Source organism: Maribacter sp. ACAM166, from assembly GCF_005771495.1.
Taxonomy (GTDB): Bacteria; Bacteroidota; Bacteroidia; order Flavobacteriales; family Flavobacteriaceae; genus Maribacter.
Window position 1 is genome coordinate 292,586 of sequence record NZ_VAUW01000002.1, and the last position, 18,160, is coordinate 310,745.

14 protein-coding genes are annotated in these 18,160 nt (G+C 35.3%); 9 read left to right on the forward strand and 5 right to left on the reverse strand.

Annotated elements, in window-relative coordinates; translation table 11 throughout:
- Nucleotides 1-54 precede the first annotated feature (54 nt).
- The gene (locus ES765_RS02655; protein WP_138111043.1) at nucleotides 55-708 is read right to left on the reverse strand and encodes a metal-dependent transcriptional regulator; all 654 of its coding nucleotides are present in this window, start codon (nucleotides 706-708) and stop codon (nucleotides 55-57) included.
- Nucleotides 709-810: 102 nt separating this feature from the next.
- On the opposite strand from ES765_RS02655, the gene ES765_RS02660 reads away from it, so the two are divergent.
- From ES765_RS02660 to ES765_RS02675, 4 genes are all read left to right on the forward strand, one after another.
- Nucleotides 811-3,108 carry a TonB-dependent receptor gene (locus tag ES765_RS02660; protein ID WP_138111044.1) on the forward strand — a complete coding sequence of 766 codons (2,298 nt, stop codon included), beginning with the start codon at nucleotides 811-813 and terminating at the stop codon, nucleotides 3,106-3,108.
- Between the two features lie 4 nt (nucleotides 3,109-3,112).
- Entirely contained in the window at nucleotides 3,113-3,592 is a 480-nt protein-coding gene (locus tag ES765_RS02665; RefSeq protein WP_249356196.1) for a thioredoxin family protein, read from the forward strand.
- A gap of 296 nt (nucleotides 3,593-3,888) precedes the next feature.
- Nucleotides 3,889-4,275 carry a VIT1/CCC1 transporter family protein gene (locus tag ES765_RS02670; protein ID WP_262710654.1) on the forward strand — a complete coding sequence of 129 codons (387 nt, stop codon included), beginning with the start codon at nucleotides 3,889-3,891 and terminating at the stop codon, nucleotides 4,273-4,275.
- Between the two features lie 737 nt (nucleotides 4,276-5,012).
- Nucleotides 5,013-6,227, forward strand: coding sequence for a site-specific integrase (locus ES765_RS02675; protein WP_138111046.1), 1,215 nt, complete (start codon nucleotides 5,013-5,015; stop codon nucleotides 6,225-6,227).
- A gap of 238 nt (nucleotides 6,228-6,465) precedes the next feature.
- On the opposite strand, the gene ES765_RS02680 is transcribed toward ES765_RS02675, so the two are convergent.
- The 4 genes from ES765_RS02680 to ES765_RS02695 all read right to left on the reverse strand — a co-directional run bounded on the left by ES765_RS02680 (nucleotide 6,466) and on the right by ES765_RS02695 (nucleotide 14,202).
- A complete protein-coding gene (locus tag ES765_RS02680; protein WP_138111047.1) occupies nucleotides 6,466-8,547 on the reverse strand; it encodes a prolyl oligopeptidase family serine peptidase in 2,082 nt (693 codons plus the stop codon).
- A gap of 444 nt (nucleotides 8,548-8,991) precedes the next feature.
- On the reverse strand, nucleotides 8,992-10,722 hold the full coding sequence (locus tag ES765_RS02685) for an AraC family transcriptional regulator (RefSeq protein WP_138111048.1): 1,731 nt from the start codon (nucleotides 10,720-10,722) through the stop codon (nucleotides 8,992-8,994).
- On the reverse strand, nucleotides 10,722-12,011 hold the full coding sequence (locus ES765_RS02690) for an HlyD family secretion protein (protein WP_138111049.1): 1,290 nt from the start codon (nucleotides 12,009-12,011) through the stop codon (nucleotides 10,722-10,724). The genes ES765_RS02685 and ES765_RS02690 overlap by 1 nt, the downstream gene beginning before the upstream one ends.
- On the reverse strand, nucleotides 12,004-14,202 hold the full coding sequence (locus ES765_RS02695; RefSeq protein WP_171017209.1) for a peptidase domain-containing ABC transporter: 2,199 nt from the start codon (nucleotides 14,200-14,202) through the stop codon (nucleotides 12,004-12,006). Before ES765_RS02695 ends, ES765_RS02690 begins: the two co-directional genes overlap by 8 nt.
- A 277-nt stretch (nucleotides 14,203-14,479) precedes the next feature.
- On the opposite strand from ES765_RS02695, the gene ES765_RS02700 reads away from it, so the two are divergent.
- The 5 genes from ES765_RS02700 to ES765_RS02720 all read left to right on the forward strand — a co-directional run bounded on the left by ES765_RS02700 (nucleotide 14,480) and on the right by ES765_RS02720 (nucleotide 17,680).
- A complete protein-coding gene (locus ES765_RS02700) occupies nucleotides 14,480-15,319 on the forward strand; it encodes an RteC domain-containing protein (RefSeq protein ID WP_138111051.1) in 840 nt (279 codons plus the stop codon).
- Between the two features lie 282 nt (nucleotides 15,320-15,601).
- A complete protein-coding gene (locus tag ES765_RS02705) occupies nucleotides 15,602-15,886 on the forward strand; it encodes a helix-turn-helix domain-containing protein (RefSeq protein WP_138111052.1) in 285 nt (94 codons plus the stop codon).
- Nucleotides 15,887-15,889: 3 nt separating this feature from the next.
- Nucleotides 15,890-16,639: a hypothetical protein gene (locus ES765_RS02710; RefSeq protein WP_138111053.1), complete on the forward strand. Its 750-nt coding sequence runs from the start codon at nucleotides 15,890-15,892 to the stop codon at nucleotides 16,637-16,639.
- Nucleotides 16,623-17,285 (forward strand): cell division protein ZapE, encoded by a 663-nt coding sequence (locus ES765_RS02715; protein ID WP_138111054.1) that lies wholly within the window; start codon nucleotides 16,623-16,625, stop codon nucleotides 17,283-17,285. Before ES765_RS02710 ends, ES765_RS02715 begins: the two co-directional genes overlap by 17 nt.
- A gap of 2 nt (nucleotides 17,286-17,287) precedes the next feature.
- Complete coding sequence (locus ES765_RS02720) at nucleotides 17,288-17,680, forward strand: hypothetical protein (protein ID WP_138111055.1); 393 nt, start codon at nucleotides 17,288-17,290, stop codon at nucleotides 17,678-17,680.
- Nucleotides 17,681-18,160 lie beyond the last annotated feature (480 nt).

Here is an 18,160-nt window from a genome sequence, read left to right on the forward strand (position 1 = left end):
CACAATAATTTGTAATAGAAATGACAAATGATGCTGCTCATCCTTCGAGCTTAATCAATCCTCAACGTAGATATTATCTGTTGCAGTTTTGGATAACGGAATTTCTTTTTTATCTATCAATACGGTCATGCTTTCATCAAACGACTCAATATTCAGTACCTCTAGATTCGTACCCAAACCTATTTCCTGTTTGGCCAAGAACTGTAGAAAAGAAGAAGAGGTATCATTAAATCCTTTACAAATTCCACGTTCGCCTTTCTGAAGTTGTGAAAGTCTTTTATTTGGTGATTTGGGCAGCTTACCATTCGTATCAGGTATTGGGTCTCCATGTGGGTCATATTGAGGTCGACCTAAAAACAGATCAAGTTCCTCAACCAATTTAGGCGATCTTATGTGCTCTAACTGTTCCGCTACCTCATGTACTTCGTCCCAATTAAAATTTAGGCATTCTACAAGAAAGTATTCCCATAAACGATGTTTTCTGACAATAAGTAACGCATGTTGCATTCCTTTATCGGTCAGCTGTACGCCATAATACTTTTGGTAATCGACCAATTTTTTACCAGCCAATCTTTTGAGCATTTCGGTCACGGAGGCCGCTTTTGTTTTCAGTTTTTCAGAAAGCCCGCTAGTGGACACACCACCTTCAACTTCTTGTTGTAAATGAAATATGGCCTTTAAATAATTTTCTTCGGATTGCGTAAACATAATTTCAAATAAAATGTAAATATACATTTTATTCTTTGATAATAAATTATTAGGTTTACCTAAATTTTTATTTATAAATCAAGATAAGTATAATTAACAATTATGAAATATTTTTTTTACACTCTGTTTTTAGTATCGGCTTTTGGCGCTGCACAAGACCAAACAGCCACCGTTTCAGGTACGGTTACCTCTGAAGGCCAGCCTGTACCATTTGCTAGTATTTATATAAAGGGTACAACAATTGGCACCAGTGCCGATGCGGACGGCAGTTATCAATTTGCAATACCCACTGGGAAGCTTATACTCATTGCGCAGTCACAAGGGTATAGGTCCTTAAGAAAGGAATTAAATCTGTTGGAGAGCTCTAACGAGGTTATAGACTTTGCTCTTCAAGAGGGCAACGAAGTTTTGGATGAAGTCGTAATAACAGGAACACGTACAGAAAAACGCAGAACGGATTCACCAGTCATTGTTAATTTGATTAATAGTAAGACTTTAGAACGAGTCACGGCCACAGATCTTTCTGAAGGACTTCGTTTTCAACCTGGCCTGCGCGTGGAGGTTAACTGCCAGACCTGTAATTATAGTCAAATTCGTATGAATGGTCTTCAGGGGGGCTATTCACAAATCCTAATCAACGGACGCCCTATTTTTAGTCCATTAACAGGGCTTTACGGTCTAGAACAAATTCCCGTGAACATGATTGAACGAATCGAGGTTGTACGTGGTGGGGTTTCCGCCCTTTATGGCTCTAGTGCAATTGGCGGTACAGTAAACGTAATTACAAAAATTCCAAAAGAAAATAGTTATAGCCTTAGCTATACCTATCAAAATATAGACGGAGCCGATCAGAACCTAATCAATGGTAATGCCACTATAATCAATGAAGACGCCAATGCCGGAGCTAATTTTTTTGTTAGTAATAGGAGAAGAACGGCTTACGATGCCAATGGTGACAACTACTCAGAATTGCCGGAACTCAAAGACAATTCGTTTGGAGTAAATGCTTTTTATCTACCTACGGAAAATTCAAAATTAGAAGCTAGTGTAAGTAGCCTTTATGAATATCGCTACGGCGGCGAGATTGTTGATAAGCCAGCTTATTTAGCAAAACAGTCCGAAGAACGCGACCATCATATACTTATGGGTAGTTTGGATTATCAAATCAACTTTGACAAAAGCTCACTTATCTTTTATTATGGTGGCCAACGAACCGATCGGGACCATTATACGGGAATCGTACCTGATGATGAAACTGAACAACAAGCTTTTTACGCCGCCCCTCCCTATGGTATTTCTGAAGTGACAACACACCAAGGTGGTGTGCAGTACAACAAAGGATTCGATGAATTGCTTGGAGGAACTACCGTTCTTACGGGTGGTGTGGAATATATCTATGACGATGTATTTGACGAGATCGATTCCTACAACTACCTTATTGACCAAACAACAAAAACCTTAGGTGCCTTTGTCCAAAATGATTGGGAAATAACGGATAACTTGAATTTTTTATCAGGTTTTCGTGTTGATAAGCATAACTTGGTGGACCACGCCATTTTTAGCCCACGACTGTCCCTCCTTTACAAATTAAAGGAAACAACTCAGTTCCGTTTAGGATGGGGTACTGGTTTTCGTGCACCACAGGCTTTTGATACTGACTTACATATTGCTTTTGCTGGTGGCGGAGTTTCTAGAATTTCATTATCTGACGATTTATTTGAGGAACGTTCCAATAGTTTTACCGCTTCAGTAAACTATGACAAGGCTACAGAACATTTTATAGCAGGATTTACAATAGAAGGATTTTACACCCATTTGAACGATGCCTTTTATCAATTTCCGTTAGGTGAAGATGAATTTGGGGAGCGTTTTGAAAAGAGAAACGGTAGTGGAGCTATGGTACAGGGCCTGACCTTAGAAGCACGTGCCAATTTTGATTATGTAGTGGAGCTAGAGGCCGGTTTTACGATACAATCCAGTTTGTTCGATGATCCAGTAGAAAATGTTAAGGGGCTTCCTGCCATAAGGGAATTTCTAAGAACACCCAATGACTATGGCTATGCTACCCTTACCTATACTCCAATAAAAAAATTGACCGCAAGTGCTAATCTGATTTATACTGGTAAGATGGATATTACCCACTTTGCCGGTGATGGAACGGGCCAGACCGTAGATGAGTATGATGAGACGCCTATGTTTACGGAGCTCAGTTTGCGTGTAGGGTACACTTTTGATTTACAAAAATTAAGCACTGAACTTCAACTTTATGGTGGTATAAAAAATGTTACAAACAGCTACCAGGAAGATTTCGATATCGGCAAAAACCGCGATAGCAACTATGTATATGGCCCTGCCGCGCCACGAACGGTTTTCATAGGATTAAAAATCAATTCGTTATAAAATTTTGAAAGTACTCATAACATCCATTTTGTTTACGTGTTTTTTGATGTCGGCCAACACCGCTTTTTCCCAAAGCGAAAAAGCAGTTCACTGGCTCGATTTCGGGCAATTAGAGGATTCGCTCAAAACGAACCCGAAAAAAGTGTTCATCGATTTTTATGCGGATTGGTGCGGCCCATGTATAAGAATGCAAAAGGAAGTTTTTACGGATAAAAAAATAATAGCTCTGCTGAACAAGGAGTATTATGCCGTAAAAATGAACGTTGAGACTACGGACACCATTACGTTCGGAAATGAAAAATTCACCAATGAAAGGATTAACAAAAGGAACCCTGTACATCAGATTCCTTTATTGATGGGAAGGCAAAAGAATAAACCTTTTTCACTACCAGCACTAGTTTTATTAGACGAGAAATTTAATGCCACTGCACGGTATTTCCAATACCTGAACGTAGAACAGCTTTCGAAAATCCTGACGAAATGAGTAAAGTAGATCTCTCGCCACTTGATAACAAATAGAAAGAAACTTCGGATCTTGGCAATATGCTATTCTTAAAAACGACGAAAGAGGCACCCTTAAAATAGCTGTTCAAACAATTACATTTATAAAAGCAATTTTCAGAAATAAGTAATAGACCATAAAAATTTCGGTCTTGATCAAGTAGTTACGCCAATACAGATACTATTTTCGATTTGAATAAAATTGGCAAAAAGAGGCATAACGAGGATAAAATACATCGTCAAAATACGACTTTAGGTAAGTGGCAATAAATTCGTGAAATCTATGCTGAAAAAGGTTTTGAAGGGGAACTATTGGAACAAATCGTGGAAGGAAATACCGCCAATAAAGATAGATGGGTAGATTTAATAACGAAGGAAGAACTGGAGTTGTCAATGGACGAAAATTCCACGGCAGTCATATACGAGTTAACCTTTGCCTCTTTTGTACCTGTAGGTATTATTCCATTATCGATCTATGTATGGGATTATCTGGGCGCGATAAAGTGCAGTCTCTTTGTGTGGTCTTCCATGCTGACGAGCATTGATTTTTTGATTATTGGTGTTCTAAAATCAAAAGTTAACCAAAAGGGATTTTTCCGGGGTGTTCTTAAAACGCTGGCTTTGGGTGCAATTGCCGCTTTGGTGTCCTATTACGTTGAAGACTAGACAGAAGGTCTTATTTCAGGATAAATATGGATTTGGATGAATTCTCGTTCTGTCCAATAAATCGACCTTTTTGGAACTGTATTTAGCTTAAAAAAGTTCAAATAAACCTAATTTATACTTATCTGAACCAGTATAAATAATCCCACCTTTATTTAAACTTTTAAAAATATTGTCCAAAATCGCAATGAATCTCCTCCATTCAATTCTCATAAAATAAAATAATGTTTTTGTTTGAACTTAATTTGCTCTCAGAAAAAACAAATCAGCATGCAAATGCCGTGCGAATACAAAATAAAAAAGCATTTAGATAAGGGATGAGTTTAATTTACACGTGGTCTCTATTAAATTCTAAACAGTACCCCCTTACCTCGGTAACAGTTAATCTTTTAATACTAAAGATAAATACTTAAATGTTTGACCTATCATTGACCAAAACTAAAAAAGCCGACTCCTAAAAGTCGGCTTTCCCTTTGTACAGGCGGAGAGACTCGAACTCTCACACCTTGCGGCACTAGATCCTAAGTCTAGCGTATATTTGACCAATAAATATCAAAGTCGTTCATTTCCAATTGATTACGTGATATTTCATTTTCTTTGATATCATCTAATATCAATTGATTTCAACATTTGTTGTACCTATGTTGTACCTAGAGAAGGTAATAAAAACGTATCTTTATATCGTCTTTTAGACCAAATGTTGTACCTGATTTGACTTTCGCAAACAAAACAGGTCAATTATGTCATCAAATGCTAAAATAGTTCTTCGTAAAAAGCCTAATAAAGAAGGCTTATACCCTCTTGCTATTCGTATTACAAAAAATCGTCGATCAACATATCAGTATATCGGCCATTATGTTGAGTTTGAGGATTGGGATGAAAAGAATATTCGTGTAAAAAAATCACATTACAATTCGGATAGTTTAAATAGTCTGCTATCACAAAACCTTTCAGAAGCTAACAAAGCACTTATTCATCTGCAATCCGAAAAAAGGGATGCCTCCGCTAATCAAATAAAAAAAGAGATTTTTAGTTCAAATAACCAGTTCACCTTTTTTGAGATTTCCCAAGAACATTTAGATGATTTGAAACAAGCTGAAAAACTGAATCGGCTTTCTTGCGATAAAGCTTGGATTGGATTTATCTTTAAATTTCATAAATCAAAACAACTTACCTTTCAAGAAATCGATGAACGCTTTCTGAAAAAGTTAATGGTCTATCTCAAATCAAAACATTCCCTATCGGAAACATCAATTATGAATATTCTTGTATTAATTCGCTTGTTGTACAATAGGGCTGTTAAACAAAAAATAGTAAATAAAGAACTTTATCCTTTTGGTTCCGATAAAATAAAAATCAGATTTCCGGAAACCACCAAAGTAGGACTCACAACTTTTGAAGTACAGAATATTGAATCGGTCCAAGACTTAACTTTTCGAGAAATACACACAAGAAATGTATGGCTTTTCAGCTTCAATTTTGCAGGAATGCGGGTTTCCGACGTTCTAAAAACTCGTTGGTCAGATATCTACGATAATCGCTTTCATTATAGAATGGGCAAAAACTCAAAAATATTATCCTTAAAAATTCCAAAAAAAATAATACCAATTCTAGAACAGTATATCGTAGACAAAAAAAATGAAGACGACTTCATCTTTCCAGAGCTAAAAAAAGCAGATTTAAAAAACGCCAAGGATGTTTTCAATAAATTGAAAACGGCCAATAAAAAATTTAATGACTGCCTTAAATCCATAGCTAAGAAAGCCGGTATTAATAAGAAAATCACCATGCATATCGCTAGACATAGTTTTGGAAATATTGCTGGTGATACTATTCACCCCTTAATGCTTCAAAAACTGTATAGACATAGCGACCTTAAAACAACTTTAAATTATCAATCAAACTTTATTCATCGAGATGCAGATTTGGCCTTGGACAGTGTTTTAAACTTTTGAAAAAAGGCATAAGTTTTAAAACTTTAGAGCATATGAAATTAGCTACTACCCAAATTTACGCTAGGGTATAGGGTATAGGGTATAGGGTATAGGGTATAGGGTATAGGGTATAGGGTATAGGGTAATTGAAAAAAAGGTAAGTGAAGACATGGAATTTTTGAGACAAAAATTGAAAAAAAATAATTTTTACGGCTGAAAAACATTCTTTTCCTTAAAGAATAAGAAGTATAAATTATGTCTATAGCTCATTGTTAAAAAAGAACAGTGCTTTCCTGGTTGTTTCCAAAGGAGATAAATTGTGTCCCTCATCTTTAACAACGTCCAGTAGGTAAGCATTATTCGTTTTTATTTTCTGACTTTGCAAAAATGCTATATATTTTGCTCCATCATATATTGGCACCAATTCATCTTGTCCTCCACTTATTATAAGAGTATTGGGATAGTTTCTATTTTTCTTCAAGTTTATTATGGGGTCAAGTTTCAAAAGGGATTTAAACCCCTCTAATGTGGATTTGGTCCCAAAATCATAATCGTTGTCGCTTGCATTGTAATTCGCTTGATAACCTAATCTCAACGGATTCAACATCGGAGCTTCACCAACGGCAGCTTTAAACATGTCAGGATTTTCATTTATTGCCATAGCGGCTGTCACACCACCGGCACTAGCGAAATATACCCCTAGTTTATCTGTATTGACATATCCAGAATCCTTTAAGTATTGAGAACATGATAAAAGGTCTTTCCATGAATTTTTTTTATTTTCCTTGATAGCACTTGTATACCATTTCAATCCTTTTTCAGGGCCACCCCTTACATGTGCAACGGCAAAAACATTTCCATTTCTCACAAAATCCAATATGGCGGCATTATAAAATGGTTCTACGGATATGCCATATGCACCATAAGCCATAATTATAGCCTTATTGGAACTATTGGTATTAAAATTTTTAGGCTTAATTATTGTCATTGGAACCATCGTTCCATCATGAGACTTAACTTCAACAATGTCATTCTCTATGTTCTTAAATTCTTCTGGTGTATTTCTGGTGACTTTATTGTTAATTCTAATATTTAATGAATCATCAACATTGACAAAAACATAGTTTTCTCTCCAACTGGATTGCAGCAATACAATTGACGATAAAGAAGCATCGGTATGATAGAATCGTAATCCAGATATAGGATAGTTCAAATTCAATAATTCCGCATTGTTATTCTTATCTATTGCATATAATCTATGGTCTATTCCATATTTTGAGGTAATTACATAAATTTTAGATTCCGTAACTGCATAATCAGTAATTACAGCTTGATTCTCTGCTTTAAAAAGAACTATATCCTTTCCAGGGTGGCTAATGTCTTCAACTGTGGTTTTAACCAGTGTCTTTTCACCATTTTTATATCTTAAAAAATACATTATGCCATTTCTTTCCGTCGGATAATATATAACACTATCCTTCTCATGCATAACTTGTTTCCATTTAGGATTTGATTCAATGTTCTGTAGTGATGTGTTATAACCGTTATATTGCTCTCCACCGTTAACGATAACAGCTTGCAGGACATCAGAACCATATCTAATATTAGGTCGCAAAAAATGTTCGTTGTTATATTCAGCTATTTTATTTCCGCTAAAAATCGTTTTCGTTTTCCCCGTAGTAATATTGGCTATTGCCAAATAAGAATCTTTAGAGTTCTCATGATTCGGCCATCCCGTATAAATTATTTGATCTTCGTTAGCCCATACAGCATATGATACTTGCTGAGTATTCATATCCTTATCAGTCTCGAATAAGGTCTCACCTGTTGGTATATCTTTAACGCGTAAGTAATCCCCATTTTCATCACTTACAAAAAGAATAAATTTTGTGCCTTCAATATTGGGCGCATAAAAATGAATTGTTTTATCATACGTTGCCGAGAAAATTGGTTTTACAATATTGGAGGATTTAGATCCCATATATAATACTTGGGTAGAATCATTATCACCCCAATAAAAATATTCTTTGCTACTATTCTTTAACCAATAATAATCAGGGCTATTAATGTTTCCTATCTCTTCCAAGTGGGTATTAAAACGTTCCAAACCATTTATGTCGTAATATTTTTTTACAATGCTATCTTGTTTTATTAACCAATTTTTTGTCTCTGAATTTGAGGTAGATTCAAGATTTAAAAAATCGTTTTCGTATACCATATTATGTTCCTTAACTATTTCTGTATAATTCTGGAATAAAGGATATTCAAATAATGGTTCAGGTTCCTGTGAGCAGGAGCAAAGTGTTACTAATCCTAGAATGGTCGTAAAAAGAAGTTTCATATTTTACACTTAATTTTTAACATCCAAATCATCATTGAATGAAATTAATTTGAATTGATAATGCAAATGGCATACAGACATTTTCATTAATTGTCAAGTTCGGATAATTGTAGAACAGTTAAGTTTGAATAGTATAAAAGGTAGAAGCTTAATGATAACTCTTTTGTAAATTAAAATTTCATCTAGTCTCTACCCTAACAATTCTTGATATAATTTCAAAAATAAAATTATATCAAGAATTATATTTTTTTAGTAGCTCTTTTTTTTTCAAGTGGCAGTGTCCCTCCTACTACATGGTTTTTTTGAGTTTTTGTAAGTTTTTTTCCGATACTCTTTTGTAATTTTTTCATAATATGGAATCTTTTGTTTAACGATTAATAGTTTTGATAAATATAATTAAGAAAGACTATAAAAGCCTGATAATAAGGAAATCGAATACGCATTTTACGTATTGCGTTTAATAATTTCTTTCATATACATAGCGGGTGTGATATTTTTATTATTGAGCTTAGCTTTAAGAGCACGATTGAAAGTGTCGATTGAGTTGAAACCGAATTCCTCTAAAATTGTATTGAGGTTTTTGTTCTTATAATCGTAGTCCTTTTTGGTTGTTTGAACAAAATGCTCCATTCTTAAATCAGTTATGTAAGCCCTAAATTTTTTATTCTTATATACATTAACGGCCTTTGATATGTAGGTCCTATTGGTTTTAAATATTTTGGCTAATATATTCATATCGACATCCTTATCCGTAAACCCCTTGTTTGCTTCCCACATATTAAGTTTATGAAGCGCAATCTTTACAGAAGCTTCAATTTCCTTATCTATTTTTTTTACGGTAGATTTTCCAGACGGTTTTTTTCCTTTCGAGCTAGCTTTTCCTTCAATGGATTCATTATCCAAATAATCGGACAACGATTTTTGCGCTTTACTATATTTTCTAAAATAGAATATAAGTGCTACTATGATTACAAATGTGGTTATCCCTAAAAAAATAAGACCATAATCCTTTTTATTAGACCTATTGATTAGCTTATCTCTCTCATTCCGGATATCCTTTATGGAATACCCAGGCAGTTCAATCAAATCGGATGCATTTTTATTAGCAGTAAGAAAACTGTCAATTGAAATGAGTTTATCATAATACTCCAATTGCTTGTCTTTACTATTATTTTTTATAGCCTCATTTAAAAGAAAGAGATATACATTTTTGCTCTCCGGTATTGGCGGTAAATTGAACGCAACGGAAACAGAATCGAAACGGTTAAAATTTTGTTTCATTAAAAGGTGATTATTCTTTTTACCTTGAATTTCACCCATTGTGAATAGTAAATCCAATTTTTCCGAGCCGTGTGTCGTATTTAGTTCTCTTTTTAAAATGTCATAAGCTTTGTCGTAATCCTCTTTTAAATACGCTAATTTTCCGTCCCACATACGGGATTTTTGCGCTTGATATTCATCAGGAAACAATTGAAGAATATTTTTGAATTCGGTCATGTAATGCTCAGCATTATCAGGATTTTTTCTGTTTAATTCTAGTACGATAATACTTTGTAAAACCGATGATTTTAATTCCGATTTGGTTTCGATGTCAGTTGTTTTCCAATTTTCAATATCCTCAAGAGCATTGAAATAAATTTCTAAAGCTTGGGCGCTTCCTCCTTGAGCTTCTTTAGTGGTGGCAATCCATATCTGTGACCTAGCCTCAACATCAAAATCATCATATTCCTTTGCTAGATTGTATGATTTTGCAAATTCATGGGAAGCGGCTAATGGATTTTCCAGGAAATAGTATACATATCCTTTTATAATATGTTTTTCAAGAAAATAATAATCACTTGGCTTACTGCTAATAGTAATTAAGGAATCAGCGTAAGAAAGGCTATACTTGGGGTTCGTTCGATAAGCCATGATTGCATAAACCTTAGATAAGGTAAGGCTATCTCTTTCGATTTTGGCTTGTTTGGATAATAGGTTTGCAGCATTTTCTGCACATTCGGAAGTCCCTTCAAAATCATTCAACTCATAAATTCTTTCAGAAAGTGGTAATGAACTCATTTCCATAAATAATCTGTCACAATCCTCAATTTGAAATTCCTGAGAGATTAAATCACAAGAGATTAGAAGCATTACAATGACCTGAATGAATTTACTTTTATACAAGAAACTGCTCATTATTGCCGGAATGTTTTTCTTAAATTGAAAATAACGCGTTGGAAGAGACTTAATTCGTTTAATAAAATAAATGCCTTTCCGTTCATATTGTGTTTGAACTGCAATTCCTTATCAAAGTTGGTGGTCAAATTTTTGAGTTCTACATCTACCAAATAATACGGGACTGGTCCTAATTTAGGAACAGAAGATATAGTTTTGACCGTACCTACCAATGCTCCCCATTCCGGATAAGGATAATTGTCTATGTGTAATAATACCTTTTGTCCTTTAATTAAACTACCGGTATTCTGTATAGGAACTTTGCATTTTGCAAAAATATTATCGCTCGTATTTGAGACAATGGTGAAAATATTTTCGCCTTTTTTAACCTCTTGATTTTTATGCCAAGAATCGTATGTGGAAATTATTCCGGATATTGGACTAGTAAATAGGTACTGCTGCTTCCAAAATTCTATTTTGGAAATCAAGGTCTGCCGGTCCAATTGAAGTTTGGAGGAGCTCATAACGTATTTGCTTGTTAAATATGATTGCGAACTTTTAGTCTGGTTGGAAATGTCGGATAAGGATATACTCAATGCTTCCAATTCCTCCTGGGTTTTCAACTTCTGGTTTAACAGATCTAGGTAGTTCCTTTTTTCTATTTCCATCTCGTTTTCTGAGAATACTCCCTTCTTATATAATTGGAGATACCTATTTAGATTCATTTTACCGGACTTAAGCTTATCCCTTGAGGTTTCTAGCTGCTGATATTTAGATGAAATCTGTTTTTCTGTTAAGGTTTTGCGTTCTTTCATACTATAAATGTTCCCGTTCTCTATTTCCAAACTCTGCAATAAAATATAGGATAAATAAGACTCCATATAAGTCGTATAGGACTCCTGTATGCTTGGACCTAATCTTAAATTGACCGGATAAAACTCCAGGAGTTTATTTATGGCTATAGCAATGGTCTGATCAATAGCTAATAAGCTATCTAGATATAAAATGTCCATAAATTCTCCTGAAGACTCTAGTACAGCCAACACCTCACCTTCTTTAACGGTATCTCCGGAGCTGATTTTTATTTCCTGAATTTTGCCGTTTATTCTTGATAATAAGGTAACAGGTGGTGGATTACTTGTAATCAAAGCTTCCGCCTCAATGGTCTGGTTGAATGATACAAAGAAGCCAAAGATCACTAAAGTGGCTACTGTAAATAAACTCAGGGCATTTCCATAAGTTAGGAAATGTTTTGATGTCCTTCCCATGAATTCCGATGTGCCGTTTAAAATATCTGTATCGTTATCCATTTCCAAGCTGGTTTTTTATCAGACGTGAATAATTGCCACCGATTTTCATTAGTTCTATATGATTGCCTTTTTCGATAACCTTGCCTTTATCCATTACTATAATCTGGTCTGCATTGACTACCGTGGAAAGTCGATGTGCAATAATTACTACCGTTTTCTCCTTAAGGTAATGATTAAGGTTCTTTTTTATTTCTGATTCGTTGGTAGCGTCCAAAGCTGATGTGGCTTCGTCCATAAACAGGAAATCAGGGTCTTTATATAGTGCCCTAGCAATCAAAACCTTTTGTATTTCCCCTCCAGATAAAAGTATACCTTTCTCCCCTACTCTCGTGTTAAGTCCATTAGGTAAATCGGATACCATTTCATCAAGTTTTGTACACTTTAGAACAGTTTTAAGTCGTAGTTCGTTTAGTTTCTCGTTTGAATTTGATTCAGTGATGTTCCGAATAATGCTGTCATCAAATATTTTTCCATCCTGTAGAACGGTACCGCATCGTTTTCTCCAATCTGAAATACCTATTTGATTAAGGTTTTCACCTCCAAGGGTTATACGTCCTTTTGAAGGTTCTCTAAAACCTAGTATCAATCTGAACAATGTTGTTTTGCCCGAACCCGAAGCGCCTACAATTGCTGTTGTCTTACCTGATGGTATTGTAAGGCTTAATCCATTAAATATAGAATTGTTCTGTCCAAGATACCCAAACGATATATCGTCAATGACGATATCAAAGGAGCCTTTGGGCAAGGAAATGTTCATTTCGGAAATATCTTCTGGTTCCTCTCTAAAAACTTCAGATAACCGGCTCATGGCAAGATTTGTTTCCTGAAGCTCAAGCATAAAGTCAACACTTCTATTAAGTGGTATATTGGTCTGTGCAAGAATAAACTGTATGGCCAACATGGTTCCCAAGGTCATAGTTCCGTCAACTACCGCCAATGCGGATATCAGCAGTATAAATATATTGACACTACTCCTAATAATGTCGGCTAGGTTCTCTTGGGCGTTTTGAAGTTTGAGGGATTTGGTCTTAGTTTTTATAATTTTAAGCTGATTTTCGTACCATTCCTTTTTCCTTCGATTTTCAGAACCACTGGTTTTTATATCCGCAATATTGGAGATAAGCTGCAGCTCATATCCTTGTCCTTTTGATTTGAGCCCGAAAGACTCATGGTCCAAGATCGCCCTCCTTTTCATAAACAAGGAGATCCATAATACATACATTAGGCTTCCAACAATAAAAATCCCAAAAATTTGAGGACTGTAAATGAATAATAGAATGGATAGCACTATTAATATAGTGGCATCATATAAGGAATCTAATAGATGCTTTGTCAAAAAAGATTCTACTTTATTCGAATCATTGATTCTATTTATTACATCCCCTTTTGCTCTTCTCTGTAAAAAAGAAATCGGTAGGGATAACAATTTACTTAAATAGGATTCCATTAATTGCAGGTTTAATTTCATCGATAAAAAAAGTAATATCCATTTTCTTACGATTTCCACTAAAAAGTTTATAAGCAAGAAAAAGAGCTGTCCTATAATCAACACCCATATTAAGCGTCTATCTTGGAAAAATATTCCTTGGTCAACAATTGATTGGGTCATTATAGGCAATAAAACTTGTAGAATACCGGCTACGGCCAAACCGAACACTAAAGAATAAAGAACTTTCCTTTCGTTCAATAGTCTCCTAAAAAAGAAATTATAAATATGGGCATGGCTTTTTTTACCATCACTTATATACTGTGTGCCTATAAGTTCATTCGGTTCTAGAAGCATGGCAATTCCTTCCGCCTCATCTCCTTTCTGTGAATTGGTCGACCAATCTTGTAAGAATTCCTTAATACTTAAGGTATACTTTCCTTTCCCTGGGTCTGAGACAAATACCTTGTCCTTTTTAATTTTATAGACCACCAAAAAATGATTTTGCTCCCAATGACAGATACAAGGTAACGGGGCTTTGTTTTTTAGATCATCAAAAGTGACCATTATGGAATGGTGATCGAACCCAATCTTTGCTGCAGCGGATTCCAAAGAATTAAGCGAAACACCGATTCTTTCGAAATCTATTTCCCTTCTTATTTTTTCAATATCGATTTTGTTTCCAAAATGTTGTGCTATAATTTTTAGGCTTGTAGGGCCACAATCCCAGGAATCCAGTTGTTTATAATTAGGGAAGTTTTTCATAATATTATAATTAAACATAAAAATTAATGTTAAAATATTATGTAATTATCAAAATATTACTTTAAAAGGTATGAAACATGGGATTAACACCTCAATACGTAAAATGCAAATGATCTTATAAAATGCGTAACATGAATTATTGCAAGGCTGTAGCATTATAACAATATTGCTATATCAAATCAATCAATATGACAAGTGTGCCTATCTCCAAATTGAAGAAAATCATATATTAAAAAGGTCTAGAATGATATAAGGCAAATGATAAATTTTAATCATCATGGAATACTTAAGGCTACTAACGGAATTTGAGACTCAATTGGAAACATTGGAGCATAATGGGAAAGATGTACTCTTTAGGGCAGAAAAAGGTATTGTATTGGTAGAAAAATGTATTAAAAAACTACAAACGAATATCATCCACAAAAAATTTGAATCGCAAGCCGATGAAATCTACTTTTTTAAACACGTCAAACCAAAGATTTTCAGTAAGCTTATTTATTACGTTAGGCTATTTAAAATTGAGTGTAAACGACCTATAGGTAATCATAAGGCCCAAACCAAATATCTCAAATTCCAAATTGATAAACTCCAGACTTTTTTTAATGATAACCTAGAATTCTATAATTACTACCGTCGCGGTGCCATTTCCTTCGATGAACAATACTTTGTCAGGGGAAATAGGGACATAAGACTTCCTGCAGCATCTTTTCATTTTTTAACGGATAATGAATTCTCTACGTGTCAGGATAGTACCGTAGCCACCATATTGGCTTATGATATGCTTATCGTGTACCTACAAGGCGAAGTAGACAATTTGAACAATCTCCTAGAAAACCCTGAAGTTATGCCTATGCAAAAACCGTCAAAACTATTTTGGACCGGGAGCAAGACCGACCTGACCGAGCTCATCTATGCCCTACATTCCAGTAATTCGATAAACAGTGGGACTGTGGACATCAAAGAACTGGCGGCACACTTCGAATATTTTTATAATGTGGACCTTGGGAACTACTACCACACCTTTATCGAAATTCGCTCTAGAAAAACCGGGAGGACCAAGTTTCTGGACAAGCTTATCGAGATGCTCAAGCAGCGGATGGAGGCCTTGGATGACTGAATCAAAATCTCCCACCCCTATCCCAAGGTGGGAGATTTTGTTTTAGGGCCTTTTGGGATAATAGTTGAGCGTATTTGATGCGTACAAGCAGTGGTCTATCGACCAAAATGAATCAAAAACCGCCAAAATAAATATCAATAAAAACTTCCCCACCTCTATCATAGCTATGGAAATATATCGGTAACGACTTCTCAGTTTTGTGAAACGAAAGTCAAATCAGGTCAGGGGCTATCATCTAAAATTAAAAATTAGATAGTCCCTTTCTATTAAAACCCTTCTATTATGCCGACAAGTATTATTACCACAGACGACCTCCGGGATTTCAAAATGGAATTGCTCGATGACATTAAAAACCTTCTCACCCAACAAGCTTCCGGGACCATCAAGAAATATCTTAAATCTGCTGAAGTCATAGACCTTCTTCAGATAAGCCCTGGTACCCTACAAAATCTACGCATCAACGGTACCCTACCCTACATTAAAATAGGCGGTCTCATTTATTATGACTCTGCTGAAATTCATAGGGTAATGGAGGCCAACCGGGTCACGCACCACTTAAATCCATAATACATGAACTATATAAAGCTACTGAATGCGGCTTTTGAAAGGTTCTATTTTGATGACCGTCTAAATCCGACTCATATCAGTCTGTATATGGCGTTATTTCAAGAATGGAACAGCAGCCGCTTTGCAATTGAATTCTACGTGAACCGCAGAGACTTGATGCTTGCCTCAAAAATAGGCTCAAAATCTACGTACCACAAATGTGTAACCGATTTACATTCCTGGACTTACCTTTCCTATTTTCCTTCCAACAATCCATACAAGGGCAGCAAAATCAAGATGTCCATTATCGGTACAAGTAATGAACCTGATATGGAACGGTACAGTCCTATATTGGAACAGGTTGCAGAACAGTACCGTCCTAATGGTGTACTTGTTCATGAACGGCACCATCCCATATCTGGACAAGTTGTGGACCCGCACCGTCCTATCAGTGGACAAGCACTGGTATCTACTATAAACAATACCAAACAAGTAAACAATATAAAACCAAAGGGCTGGCAGGCCGTTATTGATTTTTTTATTGAAAAAAGTTTTAATACTGATGAAGGAAAAAAATTCTTCGCGTATTATGAAACTCGGAATTGGCAGACGAGCGATGGAAAAGAAATTCGAGATTGGCGTGCCTTGGCAACAAATTGGATGGACAGAGCCGAATTATTTGAAGAGGAAAACAAACCAAACAAAAAACAAGTGTCCCGAATCAAGGACAACTTGCGAACCACTAAAAACAAGGACTATGGACAACCCCTCTAAAATTACCGAAGGTGGAATGGAGTATTCTCTTGGGGAGTTTGATGGAAATAGCGTTCTCTACGATTTCGACAAAATCCTGATTTACCTGAATGCAAAGGGAAAATTACTCTTTGGCAAGCAATTTAGGATCTACGAAGAGGACACGGCTATCATTCGTAAACTGTGCCACTATTTCATCAAGGACAAAGAGAATTGTAAAAAGAACGAAATAGACCCTGACAAGGGCATTCTTCTTTCAGGACCTGTGGGATGCGGAAAGACTACGTTAATGAAACTACTGCGACATATCGTACCAACGCAACGACCCTACGAGATAATTCCGTGCAGGAATGTAGCCTTCAGTTTCAACCATCTCGGTTTTAAAACCATCGAGGAATATGGGAATACTAAATTTTTCTGTTTTGATGATTTGGGCATCGAGCCACCTGGAAGGTTTTATGGTAAAGATCTTAATGTGATGGGCGAAGTACTTTTATCTCGATATGAACTTTACCTTCAGTCCAAACACAAAATTAAAACACACGCCACAACTAACCTCGGTGCCGATGAACTAGAAGAACGATATGGTCATCGCGTTCGAAGCCGAATGCGGGAATTGTTTAATCTGATTGCTTTTGATGAAGGGAGCCTTGACAAAAGAAAATAACTATGGATTCAAATGGATTACTAAATATTTATGAGCAATATTACCAAGCAAATTTAAGCTATGGCTTTTATTTGAGAGAAAGCACTTGGCACTCCATTGGGCAAGTACTATTTATTGTTGGCGCTGAGGAAGGAGAAAAGCTTACAGGAAATCCACCCTATTTTCTCAATCCCAAGGTCTATGTAAAGCTTTTTTACGCCAATTCTATTCCGGAAATTAATAGTAAAACGAAGTCAAGGGTGATAAAAATATATGATGGCGGCAGTTATCGGTATCAGCCGGTTGATTCTAATTTTGTAATGCCTTCAGAAGAGATTTTTAAGAAAAGAAGGAATTCAAAAAAGTTCTTTAATGGTTATGATTATTTTAATGATAATTTCTTGAAGGGCGAATAATTGGTTTTGTAAAAATTCAGATATATCTAAATCTATCACCAAAAAAAATGGATAAAATTTATGAAATATACCGACTATTAGAAGGTAATATACCTCTTTACAAAAGGTGCATTCTGTAAAGAGTTGCCTTTCATAAAAATCGTATTCTGAGGGTTTAACAATTGTAAATATATCATATCGAAATGGCGTAATGAATAGTACGATTTTCTGAAAGTACTGTTCAACTTTTAACAATTTCACAACCTATCCTACTTTTTTATAAACCCCGTAATACTTGAAATTTTCATGTTTCTATTTTACATAAGAAAAATTATAGTACATAAGTAATACTTTTTAGTTTTTTAAGGAACATCATGTTTATAGGATATTATGTACAAGTAAAATTTTAAAAAGTGCAATTTTTCACAACTCTTTACATTACACCTTTTGGATAAGGGTCCAAGATTGCAATTAAACTTCCTAGAACATACTTCGAAAAAC